Origin of the sequence: Pontibacter sp. HSC-14F20 (genome assembly GCF_019599265.1) — a bacterium.
In the GTDB taxonomy this organism is placed as follows: Bacteria; Bacteroidota; Bacteroidia; order Cytophagales; family Hymenobacteraceae; genus Pontibacter.
In genome coordinates this window covers 155025-169936 of the sequence record NZ_JAHZTC010000004.1, presented here as the reverse complement: position 1 = coordinate 169936, position 14912 = coordinate 155025, and the positions used below count along the sequence as shown (strand labels likewise).

General features: G+C 48.0%; 10 protein-coding genes and 1 tRNA gene. 5 read left to right on the top strand and 6 right to left on the bottom strand.

What is annotated here, in order from left to right; all coding sequences use genetic code 11:
* The first annotated feature begins 16 nt into the window (after positions 1–16).
* The 4 genes from K3G39_RS05865 to K3G39_RS05850 all read left to right on the top strand — a co-directional run bounded on the left by K3G39_RS05865 (position 17) and on the right by K3G39_RS05850 (position 7910).
* Positions 17–655 carry a C40 family peptidase gene (locus tag K3G39_RS05865; RefSeq protein ID WP_255594035.1) on the top strand — a complete coding sequence of 213 codons (639 nt, stop codon included), beginning with the start codon at positions 17–19 and terminating at the stop codon, positions 653–655.
* Positions 656–949: 294 nt separating this feature from the next.
* Positions 950–4123: a TonB-dependent receptor gene (locus K3G39_RS05860; protein WP_220625242.1), complete on the top strand. Its 3174-nt coding sequence runs from the start codon at positions 950–952 to the stop codon at positions 4121–4123.
* A 237-nt stretch (positions 4124–4360) separates the two neighbouring features.
* Positions 4361–7717: a carboxypeptidase regulatory-like domain-containing protein gene (locus K3G39_RS05855; RefSeq protein WP_255594034.1), complete on the top strand. Its 3357-nt coding sequence runs from the start codon at positions 4361–4363 to the stop codon at positions 7715–7717.
* Between the two features lie 119 nt (positions 7718–7836).
* Positions 7837–7910, top strand: a tRNA-Ala gene (locus tag K3G39_RS05850).
* A 150-nt stretch (positions 7911–8060) separates the two neighbouring features.
* Here K3G39_RS05850 and K3G39_RS05845 read toward each other — a convergent pair.
* On the bottom strand, positions 8061–9788 hold the full coding sequence (locus K3G39_RS05845) for a hypothetical protein (protein ID WP_220625241.1): 1728 nt from the start codon (positions 9786–9788) through the stop codon (positions 8061–8063).
* A gap of 273 nt (positions 9789–10061) precedes the next feature.
* Between K3G39_RS05845 and K3G39_RS05840 the strand changes: the two genes are divergently transcribed.
* A complete protein-coding gene (locus tag K3G39_RS05840) occupies positions 10062–10496 on the top strand; it encodes a DUF2267 domain-containing protein (protein WP_220625240.1) in 435 nt (144 codons plus the stop codon).
* A 62-nt stretch (positions 10497–10558) separates the two neighbouring features.
* Here K3G39_RS05840 and cysK read toward each other — a convergent pair whose 3' ends face one another.
* The 5 genes from cysK to K3G39_RS05815 form a co-directional block, all read right to left on the bottom strand.
* Entirely contained in the window at positions 10559–11476 is a 918-nt protein-coding gene (cysK, locus tag K3G39_RS05835) for a cysteine synthase A (protein ID WP_220625239.1), read from the bottom strand.
* Positions 11477–11488: 12 nt separating this feature from the next.
* Positions 11489–12331: a serine O-acetyltransferase EpsC gene (gene epsC / locus K3G39_RS05830; RefSeq protein ID WP_220625238.1), complete on the bottom strand. Its 843-nt coding sequence runs from the start codon at positions 12329–12331 to the stop codon at positions 11489–11491.
* 160 nt (positions 12332–12491) lie between these two features.
* Positions 12492–13661 carry an MFS transporter gene (locus K3G39_RS05825; protein ID WP_220625237.1) on the bottom strand — a complete coding sequence of 390 codons (1170 nt, stop codon included), beginning with the start codon at positions 13659–13661 and terminating at the stop codon, positions 12492–12494.
* Between the two features lie 178 nt (positions 13662–13839).
* Positions 13840–14073 (bottom strand): hypothetical protein, encoded by a 234-nt coding sequence (locus K3G39_RS05820; protein ID WP_220625236.1) that lies wholly within the window; start codon positions 14071–14073, stop codon positions 13840–13842.
* 251 nt (positions 14074–14324) lie between these two features.
* The gene (locus K3G39_RS05815; protein ID WP_220625235.1) at positions 14325–14825 is read right to left on the bottom strand and encodes a hypothetical protein; all 501 of its coding nucleotides are present in this window, start codon (positions 14823–14825) and stop codon (positions 14325–14327) included.
* Between the last annotated feature and the right edge of the window lie 87 nt (positions 14826–14912).

Genomic DNA, 14912 nt, shown 5'->3' with positions numbered 1-14912 from the left:
ATTACCAAGTTACGCTTTGAGAACATCATTTACCAGTTACCTCATATTTATCTTTTTCATCGGATTGATGGCGTCCTGCCAGTCAGCAAAGCCTACTTTCAGCAAGCGTGGCGAGACGTATAAGTCGGCCAGGGAGATAGCCGAGGAGAAGCGGCAGGCCCGCAAAAAAGCCCGGATAGCCGCCCGAAGCGGTGGAAAAGGCAGCGTTGCATCTAAAGACCGTACCAGCCGAACCAACGTACCCAACCCACGTCGCCTCGACGAGCATGTGGCTACTGTGATACAGACGGCCCGCTCCTATACCGGTACTCCTTACAAATGGGGCGGCACAACGCGTGTAGGTATGGACTGCTCCGGCCTGCTCTGCACTTCCTTCCAGAGCATAAATGTAGACCTGCCCCGCACATCGGAGGAGCAAAGCCGTTTTGGTAAAACCGTGAAGGTAAGAGAGCTCAAGGAAGGGGACCTCGTGTTTTTTGGGGCTAACAAGTATAGCCGGGAAATTACGCACGTAGGTATGGTTACGGAAGTGGTCAACGACGAGGAAGTCAGGTTTATACATGCCTCTACCAGCCTGGGCGTCATCGAGAACAACCTCAACTCGGACTACTGGCAAAAGATCTTTATCAAGGCGGTGCGGCCTTTCGATGAGTAAGCCTCTCCGGATACTCTTTAATTTTTCATGCAAATCTTGTTTGTGAACTGACCGGTTCTAGGTATAATTTTATGGCTTGCAGGTATGGGCTATACCTGAGCATAGGTATGTGGTTGCTATACCTATGCAAGTGCAGCTGAGGCTATACCTGCGCTATAGGTAGCCACGCACACTTTACGCTACTTATTCACTGACCGATTACCAGAGCAAAATTTCAACTTAAAAAAGAGATAAAATACTCATACATACGTACTTATAAGGAGTTATATTTTTTCAATTTAACTTATAAGTATTATGAGGACTATTTACACAAAGTTGTTTGTGACCTTACTGCTGCTTTTAAGTAGCCATTTGGTATGGGCACAGGGTACGACTACTGCCGCTATGAACGGTGTGGTGCAGGACCAGAGCGGTTCTCCCCTTCCAGGCGCAACAGTTATTGCGGTCCACACGCCTACCAACACGCAATATGTAGCCGCCACCAACGCAGAAGGTCGTTACAATATCCAGAACATGCGTGTAGGTGGCCCCTACACCGTCAGAACCTCGTATGTAGGTTACCAGGAGCAACGATTCGACAATATTAACCTGGCACTTGGCCAAAACTTCAGACTAGACCTCACCATTTCAGAAAGCACAACCACCCTCGGCGAAGTGCAGATCACCGCGACACAGGACAAAGTCATCAACTCCGACAGAACAGGCGCTGCTACCAACGTATCCACAGAGCAACTGGAATCGCTGCCCACCATCTCCCGAAGTCTGAATGACTTTACACGCATCACCCCACAGGCCACTACATCCGGATCAGGTATATCATTTGCCGGCCAGAACAACCGTTTCAACAACTTTTCGATAGACGGAACAGTGAACAACGACGTATTTGGTCTTTCGGCCAGCGGCACCAACGGCGGACAAACTGGTGTGCAGCCCATCTCACTGGATGCCATTGAGGCGATACAGGTGGTGATTGCTCCCTTCGACGTAAGGCAGAGCGGCTTTACAGGAGGCGGCATCAACGCCATCACACGAAGCGGATCGAACCGATTTACAGGGTCTGCCTACTATTTCGGTAACAATGAGGGCCTGGTAGGCAAAAGTCCGGATGATGCCCGCACCAGGCTGCCGGATTTCACAGATTATCAGATGGGCTTGCGCATTGGGGGCCCGATTATCCGGGACAAGCTATTTTTCTTTGTGAACGGAGAGAAAACCAAACGAGTAGCCCCGCTCCTATTCGAACCTGGTAGTTCGGGCTCCAACATTACAGTAGAAGAAGCCAATCGCGTGCTCAGCGTCGCGAATCGGCTGGGCTACGACCCGGGCAGCTTCACAGGTATAGACGATGAAACACTGAGCGACAAAATCTTTGCCCGACTCGACTGGAACATTACCGACAACCACCAATTAACGATCCGACACAGTTATGTATATGGTGAGAACATCGACAACTCCCGCACCCCAAATGCTCTCCGTTTTGCCAACAACGCCGAATATTTCCCGAGTACGACCAACTCCAGTGTGCTGCAGTTGCGCAGTCAGTTTGGAGGCCAGTACGCTAACGAAGCTTTGATCGGCTTTACAGCTGTGCGTGACGACCGCGACATTATCGGCGATCCGTTCCCGAACGTGCTGGTCCGTTTGTCAGGTGGCCGCACCATTTCCTTGGGAAGCGAACCCTTCTCTGCACAAAACCAACTCGACCAGGATGTGCTCACTATCACCAACAACTTTAATGCATTTTTGGGTAAGCATACGATCACGCTGGGCACGCACAACGAGTTTTACAAAACTTATAACCTGTTCATCAGGCAGGAGTTCGGGGCCTATGAATACAACTCACTGGAGGCCTTTGAAGCAATTGGTACTCCAGCTGAAGCAGCGCCCGGCGCATACTTCCGAAACTACTCCCGTACCGACAACCGCCAGCAGGGGGCCGAGTTCTCCGCTTTCCAGCTTGGTTTCTACGCGCAGGACGAGTACGCCATCCGCAACAATTTAAAAGTAACGGCAGGTATACGTCTCGACATTCCGACCTTTAACGATGAACCTGCTGTCAACACAGAGTTCAATGAAGCGTTTAGAGACAGAGGCCTGGCAACGGACAAAACACCAGGCGCTCAGTTCATGCTATCGCCTAGGGTGGGCGTAAACTGGGATGTAATGGATGATGGCAATACACAGGTGCGGGGTGGAGCCGGTATATTTACAGGCAGAGCGCCATTTGTGTGGATAGCCAACCAGTATACCAATACGGGCCAAATGCTCGGAAGCCTGTCGCTTACCTCAGGTCCGCTGCTGGAGCAGATCCGCTTCAACCCAGACCCCACCACCCAGCCGACGGCTACTTCAGTGGGTTTATCAGACAGAACGGCTGAGATCAACATCACAGATCCGGACTTTAAGTTTCCGCAGCTTTTCCGGGTAAATGCCGCCGTTGACCAACGCCTCCCTTTTGACATGGTGGCGACGCTTGAAGGTATATACTCCAAGAACCTGAACAACATCTACTACCAGAACCTGAACCTGGAGCAGACCGGCACTTTGGCAGGGGCAGATAACCGCCCTGTGTTTGGCCGCATACAGGGCAATAATTTTCAGGACATCATCTACCTAACGAACACCAGCCGCGGCTTCGGCTACAGCCTGACAGGTCAGTTACAAAAGACTTTTGTAGAGAATGGCATTTCGGGTTCGGTGGCCTATACCTATTCCAGAGCCAAGGATGTGAACCCCGGCAACTCCAGCCAGGCAAGATCAAACTGGATAAACGTAAACCAGGTCGAGGGCCTCAATAACGCAAAAGAAGCATTTGCCGATAATGATGTGCGCTCCAGAGTAGTTGCAGGCCTCACGTATAACTTAAATTACCTGGGCTTTGCCGGCACGACTATCTCCGCCTTTTATAACGGACAGTCAGGCGTGCCGCTTTCTTACATCTACAACGGTGACGTGAACAACGATGCAGGCAGAACCAATGACCTGATCTACATCCCGGCTAATGCGTCAGAGATAAACCTGGTACCTTTTACAGAGCGGGATGGCACCATTGTTTCAGCTGAGCAGCAATGGCAGGCGTTGGACGCCTTTATTAGCGGCAATGATTATTTGAGCGACAGACGGGGCCAGTATGCCGAGCGGAACGGAGACAGACTGCCCTGGACGAACCAGATTGACTTGCGTCTAATGCAGGATTTCAGGTTAGGACAGGATGACAACGCTCACAGACTGCAGCTCACATTCGACATTTTCAATTTCACAAATCTGATCAACAAGGACTGGGGCCGTCAGTACACGGCTACTTTCAACGCGTTTCAGGCCGTTGACTTTGTAGGTTACGAGCCCGGCACCACGACACCCCGTTTCAACTATACCGGCCGCGGCCTGACAGATGGTGATCCGTTTTTTGTGAACGATTTTTCGTCGCGCTGGAGAGCCCAGTTTGGTATTCGATATATTTTCAATTAAAAGTAACCGGCGTACCATTTTAACTGAGTGCCAAAAAGAAAGGCGGAACTGTACAGTTCCGCCTTTCTTTTTGGCACTCAGTATTTAAACTTACTGGTGGGTTCGCAATTTACAATAATTTTTTGATGCTAAAAAGCAAATAACAAGAGACAAATTATTAATAATAATTTAATCTCTAAGTAGTTGCATTTCGAATTATACCCTCTAATTTTGCGGGCAAAAATCAATCAATCTTTTATGAAAAAGTTATTACTATCAACACTGCTTATGTTGCTGTGCGTGGTTACTATGCACGCACAGGTGACAACAAGTAGCGTAAGTGGATCCGTAAAGGATTCGAAGGGTGAAGCTTTGATCGGGGCAACCGTAAGAGCAACACACCAGCCCTCGGGCACCACGTATGGCGCTGTGACCAATACAGATGGTCGCTTTAACATCGCCAACACCCGTATTGGTGGTCCTTACACCATCGAGGTAAGCTACATAGGATACCAGCCTATGTCTTTCACAAACATCACTTTGCAGCTTGGCCGCCCTTACGTGCTGGATGCTGTCCTGTCTGATGGTGGCACTCAGTTATCAGAAGTAATGGTAACAGCTGACCAGTCTTCCGTATTCAACGCCCAGAGAACTGGCGCTGCAACTAACGTGAGCACTGAGCAGATTGCTACATTGCCTACTGTAACACGAAGCCTTACGGACTTCACCCGTCTTACGCCACAGGCAAACGGTAATGGCTTTGCAGGCCGTGATGGTCGTTTTAACAACGTTCAGATTGACGGTGCAAACTTTAACAACGGCTTTGGCTTGAACTCCAACCCACTTCCTGGTGGCAGATCACAGCCTATCTCTATTGACGCGATCGAGCAGGTACAAGTAAACATCGCTCCTTTCGACGTTCGTCAGTCAGGTTTTACCGGTGCTGGCATCAACGCCGTTACCCGTAGCGGTAACAACGAATTCTCTGGTTCAGTATATGGTTTCTACCGTAACCAGGACATGAATGGCAGAAGAGTAAATGGCGAAAAACTTGATCAGGGCAATGAAACATCAAGCCGTACTTTAGGTTTCCGTTTAGGTGGTCCGATTATCAAGAATAAACTATTTTTCTTCGTAAATGCTGAGAACATCGATGAAAAAGGAACAAACCCATTTGCTGTAAACCTTTGGAAAGCTTCTGATGATGGTATAGCTAACCCTGACCAGAACATTGCCAGAACTAAAAGATCTGACCTTGAAGCTGTGCGTAACCACCTGATCAACACATGGGGTTATGACCCAGGCGCTTACGAAGGCTACGCTAACGATAACGGCACTAAGAGCACCAACTTACTGGCTCGTATTGACTGGAACATCAACGACAATCACAAACTGGCTGTTCGTTACAACCAGGTGAAAGGCGAGGCTGGTTCTTTAGTGAACGGCAGTTCAGGCCCAAGCCCACGTTCTACTGTAAACCGTGTGAGCGATCAGTCTATGGCTTTTGCTAAAACCATGTACGACACAGAGAACATCGTACGTTCGGCTTCTGCTGAACTGAACAGCACATTCTCTTCCCGTCTTTCTAACCAGTTACTGGCGACGTATAGCCGTATTCAGGATACGCGTACATCTCCTAGTGAGATCTTCCCAATGGTTGATATCTGGAATGGTGGTACCAACTATATGACATTTGGCTACGAGTTGTTTACGTTTGGAAACGACGTATTGAATAACAACTACAGCATCACAAACAACCTGACCTACCTAGCAGGTAAGCACACTATAACTGGTGGTGCTACATTTGAATCACAGAAGTTTGGTAACCAGTACATCCGTCTGGGTACTTCCTACTACCGCTACAACTCTGTTGAAGACTTCCTGACAACCGGTACTCCAAATGAAGTGGCACCAATTATGTTCGGTCTGACTTACCCTTACGAGGGCCAGGACCCATATGCTCCAATTGTACTGGGTACAGCAGGTGCTTACATCCAGGACAAGTTTGCTGCAACTGACAGACTGGACCTGACATTAGGTTTGCGTGCAGACATGCCTGTTTACATGAACGACCTGACTGCCAACCAATCCATTGATGAACTCACCCTGAGATCTCCGGAAGGCAACGACAAAAAGTACACGACCAGCGAATGGCCAAAATCCAGAATTATGCTGGCTCCACGTGTTGGCTTCAACTTTGACGCCTTCGGTGATGGTTCTTTACAGCTGCGTGGTGGTACTGGTCTGTTCAACGGCCGTGTTCCTTTCGTATGGTTGACAAATATGCCTTCGAACTCTGGTGTAATCCAGAACAACGTAGAGCCTAACAGCTATGCATCAGTTGCAGGTTGGATTGGTGATATCCGTTTCCAACCGGAACAATACTACTGGTTGAACAACACGCCGGCAAGCGCTCAGGACGTGTTCATCAAAAACCCAAGAGCTGGTGTCCCTACAAGCTTCGCCTTAGTTGACAACAAGTTCAGAATGCCTAAGGTATGGAGAACAAGCCTTGGTGCTGACTACACGATCCCTGGCACGCCGTTGGTAGCTACTGCTGACGTTATCTACACAAAAGACGTGAATGCAGCTTACCAGTTTGGTGCTAACAGAGCAGATGCTCCTATAACACTGAACTACGGTGGTGAAGGCGAAAACGACAACAGAGCATACTATCCAGAAGGTGCTAACAGCACGAAATACAATGCCGCTGTTAATGCTAACACTGCTGTAGTGCTGACTAATACTTCTGAGAAAGGTGAATCTTTCAGCAGCACGTTTGGTGTTTCTCTTCCGTCGCGTAATGGTTTGTTTGGTTCACTTTACTATACCTATACCTACGCTACTGAAGTATCTAGTAACCCAGGATCAAACGCCTCTTCTGCATGGTTAGGTAGCCCGTCAGTAAACGGTCCAAACGAGCAGATCCTTTACAACTCGCAGTATGCAGTGCCTCATAACGTGGTAGGAAGCTTATCTTATAAAGTAAACTACTTCAATAGCCTGGCTACTACTGTATCATTGTTCTACAACGGTTCACATCAGGGACGTTTCTCTTATACCTACAATGGTGACATCAACAAAGATGGTATCAACGCCGATCTGTTGTATGTACCAAATGACGTGAACAACCTGAACTTCGCTGACATTAAAGACGCTAGTGGTGCAGTTGTATTTACTGCAGATCAGCAACGTGCTGCCTTTGATAACTTCATCAGCAATGATGACTACCTGAGCAAAAGACGCGGCCAGTATGCTGAGCGTAATGGTGCCCTGATGCCTTGGTTGAACCGTTTCGACTTCAGATTGCTACAGGATATCTACACCAATATTGGTGGCAAGCGTAACACGCTTCAGATAAGCGCTGACGTGATGAACATAGGTAACCTGATCAACTCTAACTGGGGTATCAGCACAGCATTCAACAATGCGCAGAGCATCCTGACAACCAATACCAAAGACGCACCTATCAGTGCTGATGGTGTACCTACTTTCCAGATGAGAACTATTACAGAGAACGGAAAAACTGTACTTCCTACAGAACCTTTCAGAGACGTAACAACGCTTTCAACTACCTGGTACGCTCAGATCGGTCTGCGTTACATCTTCAACTAAGAAGTAATCAACCAATACAACAAAAAGGCGGGACAAATGTCCCGCCTTTTTTATTTTCAAAATCTAGCGATTCAGTTTTTGGATATTCGAAATTTGTTCTAATTTTGTGACACTCAAATGGGGGATTAGCTCAGCTGGCTAGAGCGCTTGCATGGCATGCAAGAGGTCATCGGTTCGACTCCGATATTCTCCACAAAGGCAACCCATTTGGGTTGCCTTTTCCTTTTATAGCCTGCTATACCTGCTATTATCCTCCTCTGCCAAGCTATACCTGGAAATCAGATACTGTAACAGAGTTATACAAAGGGATAGTATTCGCCCATAACTTTAGTGGTCTGGATTGTTAAAAATAGTATCCCGATAGCTTATCAAAATATTCTTTGAATTTCTTTTCGGTGTGTTTGAGGTCAGTTAGGTCGACAAACAAAGCGGGAGAAAACAAGCTACTGCCTTCTGTATGGTTTCCTAGTTCGGAAGCAATCTGTTCGAAGGGGTGCCTGATGCCATTCTGTTTTACTCTATACCCGAACCTGCCAACAGGCACCCTGCCTTTACCCAGGATCTTGGTGTGGGACAATGCTAACAGGTATTCAAACACATCGAACAGGTTTTCATAATCTTTGCTGTGCGGCAGAAAAGAACTAAAAAGCGGCTTCAACTCTGAGAACAGCAATTCAGACATAGGTACGAGTTGCCTGTTTCCCAATGCTTCCCGCAGCGTATCATAATCCAGTACTTTCGCAACATGGACATGATCCAGAATCGGTGCTTCTCCATACCTTACGTGGGATGTCATGGAAAACATTTTGGACAACAACCTGTAATCTTTCTTCAGGACACTGGCAAGCCCTATGCTGTAAAGGAAGATGAGCCCAGGCAGCGTTTCCAGATCATGCCATATGCCTCCCTCTCCTTCTCGCTCTTTTTCGGATGTGAAACAGGCCAGGCTGTTTAGCCAGATGGAATGGTGCTGCTCTTTACCCCAGTAAACGCCATTTACAAATAGTCCGCAAAGGGTGTTGCACTGCTGGAAGTAGTAATTTACCCGCTCCTTTATTTCTTCCTTGGCAGGTATACCGTTGACCGGCAGGGCATTGAAGTTCTTATTTACCTGATCAATCTCGCCTCTAACCAGATCGTGGAGCGAAATGATTTGATCTTCCTGTATAATATTCTTCTTCAGTTTGGCTACAGCGACCTGCGATGTGGAAAGATGTATAGGTTTTGCCTTTTCGAGCACCTCTATCTTTTCGTACAACTCTTTAAAGAACGAGTCTGTATCGGTAATGCTGATAGGTTTGCCTCTTCTAATGTAGGTCAGCTCCTCCAGTTCGATTCCGGGCTTGCCTGAATGGGTGAAGTAATTAGAAAACCTGAATTTGTTTGAGGTTTCCAGCGCCTCCTTTAGCACATTGTCGCGCTCCGCTGACCACCCGCAGCTGATCAACCCAAAATTATCAGATACATAGCGCAGCAGTTCCGATAGTCTCTCTTCATACTTCTCTGCTTCATTCTTTATATTCAGGAAGCTGGAGTCAATATAGTCCCCGTTGATTTTGATGACTGTAACCCTGGCATGAACAATTGGCAGCGAGTTTACTATATGATTGGGGCAACTGATCACGACAGGCTCTATGCCGATGCATCTTAGAGCATTTTCCATCAACCTGTCGAGGGTGGTTGTCAGGATGACCCGGATATAGCCTTTGCTCACCAGGCGGGCAATTATTTGATGGGCTAATGTGGGTTTTTTCAGTCCTTCCTCAAGTTCTGCTTCACCAGGCTCGAAATATCTCCGCAAGAGGTTGTGTCGCTCAGTCTCTGTGTTGGCGAGCGGCTCAAGCAGACTGGCGTAGCCCGGCTTTTCTCCAAACCGTTCAAAAAACCACTTCTCTGGGTTCGTCTCACACCTTGCATCTTCCAGAACAGCGATCTGCCTGATCAGGTCTGCGGCTATTTCTTTATCAGTAGGTATACCGGCGCTTTTGGCAACTCCGGAACCGAGCAATAACGCAAATGCGCTTTTGTTGTTAAAAATCGAATGTGCTACCGAGGAAACCTGCGTGTTCATACTTCATGATGCATCTATGCCGGTACAATATATAGATTATTTTATACTTAATCCACTGAAAATTTACTCATTTTAATTGTATCTTAGGGAAGTACAAATACCATATCCACTATCTGTAGCTGTATCGTTAGACAGTTGATCATAGCGCTGCAACGCCGCATTTTTTATACTAACTTATCGGTGTTCCTTATACCTGAGGGGCCAAGTGTAAGAGAACATGCCCCCCTCTTGCCCGTACCATATAGGACGTAACGCTTAAAGAAGGGAGGATCTATGCCATTTATTTTTGAAAACAGCACCAAGGACGCAGCATTGCTGCTGCAGGATGTAGCAACAGAGCTACAAACGAAGGATCTCAATAAAGCTGGTCGTATATTCAGGGCTGTGCTGCAATCCATACGGGATCGGTTGTCTGTACACGATGCTATTCAATTTGCTGCCCAACTTCCCGTTTTTTGGAAAGGTGTCTACATTGATCAGTACGACCTGGATAAGGTGCCTGTGAAAATTCAGGATGCCAACGACTGGATCAACTACATCCGCAACAAAAACGCATTTGCCGCTAACAACGATTTTCAGCAGGACGAGGAAATCACGGCAGCTTTCCGGGCTGTGTTTCAGGTCCTGCAACGCACCATGCCCGACGGCCATCTACAAAAAATAAAACAATCCCTTAACGAGGACATCCAGCAACTGCTGGCTGCCTGAAAAAAAATGCGCCGCCTGTTACAAGCAACAGGCGGCGCATTTTCAGAAACATCCTCTCCGTTCTACATAAATAAGCCCTCTACCGACAAATAACGTTCGCCTGTATCGTAGCAGAAAGTCAATACCCTGGCACCATCCGGAATCTCTTCATCCAGCTTTTGCTGTACAGCGGCCAGGGAGGCACCCGAGGACACCCCCACAAAAATCCCCTCTTCCATTGCGGCTCGTCTTGCAAAGTCGTAAGCATCGTCAGCTGCAACCGGTATGACACCATCCAGCAGACTGGTATCCATTATAACGGGCACAAAACCAGCGCCTATACCTTGTATCGGGTGCGGACCCGGCTGTCCGCCACTCAGTACCGCCGAAGCGGCAGGCTCAACAGCGTATACCTTCAAATTAGGAAAATGCCGCTTCAGCACCTTGGCCACACCGGTTATATGGCCACCGGTACCCACTCCTGTAATCAGGTAGTCAAGGCCTTCCGGGAAGTCAGCCAGAATCTCCTGTGCTGTGGTTTCGCCGTGGACCTGCGTGTTGGCCTCGTTGTCAAACTGCATGGGCATCCATGATGAGTCGTGTTCCTCAAGCATTTCGCGGGCACGCTCTATGGCTCCTTTCATACCTTTTTCACGTGGTGTCAACTCCAGTTTGGCCCCATAAGCTGTCATGAGCCTGCGCCGCTCTATGGACATGGATTCTGGCATCACCAGTATGAGATGGTAGCCTTTCACAGCAGCCACCATGGCCAATCCTACGCCTGTGTTACCAGAGGTTGGTTCAATGATCACACTACCCTTTTTAAGGATTCCCTTTGTTTCAGCGTCTTCGACCATTGCCAGGGCAATGCGGTCTTTGATGCTGCCGCCCGGGTTTGCGCGCTCCAGTTTCATCCACACTTCTGCTTTGCCTTTAAACATGCGGTTGATCTTTACATGGGGCGTTTTGCCAATGGTTTCCAGTATGCTATGCGCTTTCATATAGGTTTCTTTTTAAATTGAAAAATTCAGAACATTCGCTCTATCTTCATAATAACTCACTTTGATCTGCGGATGATGGTATACCCTGGCGAAAGGAGGTACGCTTTCGGTCAGCCACACATTCCCTCCGATGATACTGTCATGCCCCACCACCGTTTTGCCGCCCAGTATAGTAGCTCCGGCATAAATAATCACATTGTCCTCTATAGTTGGGTGGCGCTTCAGGTTTGCCATCGACTTCTCGACACTGAGCGCTCCCAGCGTTACGCCCTGGTATACCTTCACATTATCGCCGATATCAGCTGTCTCCCCTATCACGACGCCGGTGCCATGGTCAATGCAAAATCGAGCTCCAATATTGGCGCCTGGGTGGATGTCTATACCTGTTTTGGTATGGGCGTAGGTAGCGAGCACACGTGGCAGCAGGGGCACGTTCATGCGGCAAAACTTATGAGCCAGCCTGTATACCGCCACAGCAAAAAAACCGGGATAAGTCCGGATCACCTCGTCTATGTTTACAGCAGCCGGGTCGCCTTCCTCAATGGCAGCGGCATCGTCGGTGAGCTGTTGCTGCAAGTCGGGCAGGCTTTCAAAGTAGGCATCTGCTATTTCATAGGGTTTAGCGGGCAGGCGTTCTTCTATCCTGAACAGGATTTTCTCCAGATCAGAGCGCAGCAGCATCGCATAGGCCTCTACTTCGGTACGGGAACTGAAAGAGCGCTCGGAGAGGGACGGGAAAAGCAGTTGCAGCAAGCCATCCAGAAAAGCGCAGCTCATAGAGTGCGGCACTACATGGCGGGACTGCTGGTGTACAGTTGTGAGGTGATCAATAAAAGATTGGTTGATTGCTGTCATGATGATGGAGAAACAACTAGTCCTGTCGAAAGTTTTGCAGCAGTATCTACATTAGATTTCTATACGTCCAAGCAACGCCCTCTGTCTACTTCCGACAAGAAATATTGTCTGAATTGGCAACCCGGCGTTAAAACGGGCCGCCCTTTACAAGTTAATTAAGCTACCGTTTACGGTCTTTCACTACAAAATTCAGGTATAGGAATCCGAGTAAAGCAAAAGCCCCGCCTGTCCAGAATACCAGGCTGAACCGGGAAGGGTTGTTGGCATAAATCCAGCCGGAAGATAGGGCGCCAAAACCTATACCTGCCTCCAGGGCAATGTACATGGTTGCCATGGCCCGGCCCCGGTGCTCCGGGTGACTTAGGTCGATGGTCCAGGCGAATACTGTGGGAGAGTTCATGCCCACCGCCACGCCAAAAACTGCCGCTGCCAACAATAGTTCTGTCGCCGTATCAGCCAAGCCGATCAATCCCATCGCCACTACCAGCAGCCCCGAACTAATTTTTAGAATCCGGATGCGGCCATACTTATCGGATGCCCGGCCAGCCAGGAAACGGATGGCCAACGAGGAAAGTGTGAAACTGGTAAAGAAAAGGCCTTTGTTTTGGATACCCAGGTGTTCGCTGAAATCTGGCACGATCGTTAGAATGATTCCGAAGGAAACCACCGTGAGCATCATCACAATAGAAGGGTTGAGCACACGTGGTTCAAAAATCTCTTTGCGGGAAATTTTGAGCAGTCCCATCCGGAAGCGGTTTGGGTTATCTAAAGTTTCGTGCATGCGGGCCACCACGGCCACCGACAAAAAAGCAGCTGCAGAAGAAGAGTAGAACATGGTATCAAGCGAGAAGCTGTTGGCAATGGAGGCGCCCATGGCAGGACCAGCCGCCATTCCCAAACTGCCGGCTAAACCCAACAGGCCCGTTGCCTCTCCCCTGCGCTCCGTCGGGATAATATCGGCTACGTAAGCGGCCGTACCGGTAGGCGTAAATCCAGTCGAGAAGCCATGCACCAGGCGCAGCAGCAGAAATGCCGCCACAGTTCCGGTTATAGGGTATAGAAAGCCACACAAAATGCAGACTGTCCCTCCGATCAGCATGACAGGTATACGGCCCATCTTGTCGGCCAATTGTCCGCTAAAGGGGCGCGACAGGCCAGCCGTAAGTGTGAAGAGCGAAATGATCAGTCCTTTATACTCCGCACCGCCCAGTTGCGTGATGTAGTTAGGCAGCTCCGGAATGATCATGTTGAAGCTCGCAAAGAAAAGAAAAGAGCTCAGGCACAGCAATCCAAATTGAAGTCCATATACTCGTGTTTTCAGCTCGGCCATAGTCAGGTTAAAGCTGCAAGTTCCGAAAACAATCGCTCCAAAACTATAACCTCGGACCCAACGCGTCCCCTGATTTGCCTGCCGAAGTGCTTATACCTTGGATTTGAGACACGTGAAGATGTAAAAAAATAAGCAGCTCCGGGGCTGCTTAAGTAATACTATAAAATTGACTTAAAAATCAGTCAAAGCCAGGGCAGCTACCCTTTTTGAAGCGTTTCTTTTTCACCAGGCCATCCTTTTTGTACGCAGAAGACTTAAATGAAAAATACCCTGCTGTTTTATTACCGGATACGGCCTGCTTCTTGGTCTTAGTGGATTTATCAAAAGTAGCAGACTTTACATCAGCAGCGTTGCTCGCAAATGAAAAAAGCATCATAGCACTGATTAAAGCCGCATAAAATTTAAGTTTCATTAATAGTTTGTTTAGGGTGAGACGAAGTTACTTATTGCAATATTAAGACAATAATATATATTTAAAAACTATTTAACCACATTTTTTAAATATAAAGTAACATATTTTGAAAGGCCACAGCATTCATAACCAGATTAAAACTTTTAGGCAAAGGACAAATTAATGTCAGACCTATTGATGGCTAATAGAAGCAAGAAAGTTAACCCTGTTAGGTACAGTTGATTATGAGGAGGAAAGGAAACATGGGGTACTTACATACCAGGGAAGGAATTTGGCACATTAAACCGCACACCATTAACGGTAACATTGCGCTCAAGTGCGGCTAACTGTAAGCTAAGGGCCACCTGACTGGCTGTATTCTGACTCTCGATACGGGATAAAAGCAATACCTGTTGCTGCCCGCCATTCAAATCAAAAAGCACGCAGTGGTCACTGAGTTGCACAGCTGCAATGCCACTCCAGGCCAGGCTGTATTCTTTGCTGTAAAAATTGAGTCGGTAAGAGATTTTATCTGCTGATATGGCTACGAAGGCATTTTTGAGTAATATTTTGCCTGTTCCGAGTGCCAGCAGGTATAACCCTGCCAACATAATTATTGCGGCTGCCATCCCCCATACCCAGCGTACTTCCTCTCCTAGTATGAGATTGTAAAGCAGCGCCGACCCACCTCCACTTGCCATAAACAAGCCTAACCAAAGCAGCCGGTCCTTGATTCTACGCAGTTGTCGGGCTGTATAAAGGCTGATGTGCATGAAAATTTTATTGGAACGAGGACTTATAAAAAGACAGCCCCGGCTAGCAATAACCGACAGGACTGTAAAAGATGCGCACTAATGGAT

Bases quoted from the DNA above. Each gene is read 5' to 3' on its own strand.
- K3G39_RS05860 (WP_220625242.1), top strand. From the start codon at position 950: ATGAGGACTATTTACACAAAGTTGTTTGTGACCTTACTGCTGCTTTTA.
- K3G39_RS05855 (WP_255594034.1), top strand. From the start codon at position 4,361: ATGAAAAAGTTATTACTATCAACACTGCTTATGTTGCTGTGCGTGGTT.
- K3G39_RS05845 (WP_220625241.1), bottom strand. From the start codon at position 9,788: ATGAACACGCAGGTTTCCTCGGTAGCACATTCGATTTTTAACAACAAA.
- K3G39_RS05840 (WP_220625240.1), top strand. From the start codon at position 10,062: ATGCCATTTATTTTTGAAAACAGCACCAAGGACGCAGCATTGCTGCTG.
- cysK (WP_220625239.1), bottom strand. From the start codon at position 11,476: ATGAAAGCGCATAGCATACTGGAAACCATTGGCAAAACGCCCCATGTA.
- epsC (WP_220625238.1), bottom strand. From the start codon at position 12,331: ATGACAGCAATCAACCAATCTTTTATTGATCACCTCACAACTGTACAC.
- K3G39_RS05825 (WP_220625237.1), bottom strand. From the start codon at position 13,661: ATGGCCGAGCTGAAAACACGAGTATATGGACTTCAATTTGGATTGCTG.
- K3G39_RS05820 (WP_220625236.1), bottom strand. From the start codon at position 14,073: ATGAAACTTAAATTTTATGCGGCTTTAATCAGTGCTATGATGCTTTTT.
- K3G39_RS05815 (WP_220625235.1), bottom strand. From the start codon at position 14,825: ATGCACATCAGCCTTTATACAGCCCGACAACTGCGTAGAATCAAGGAC.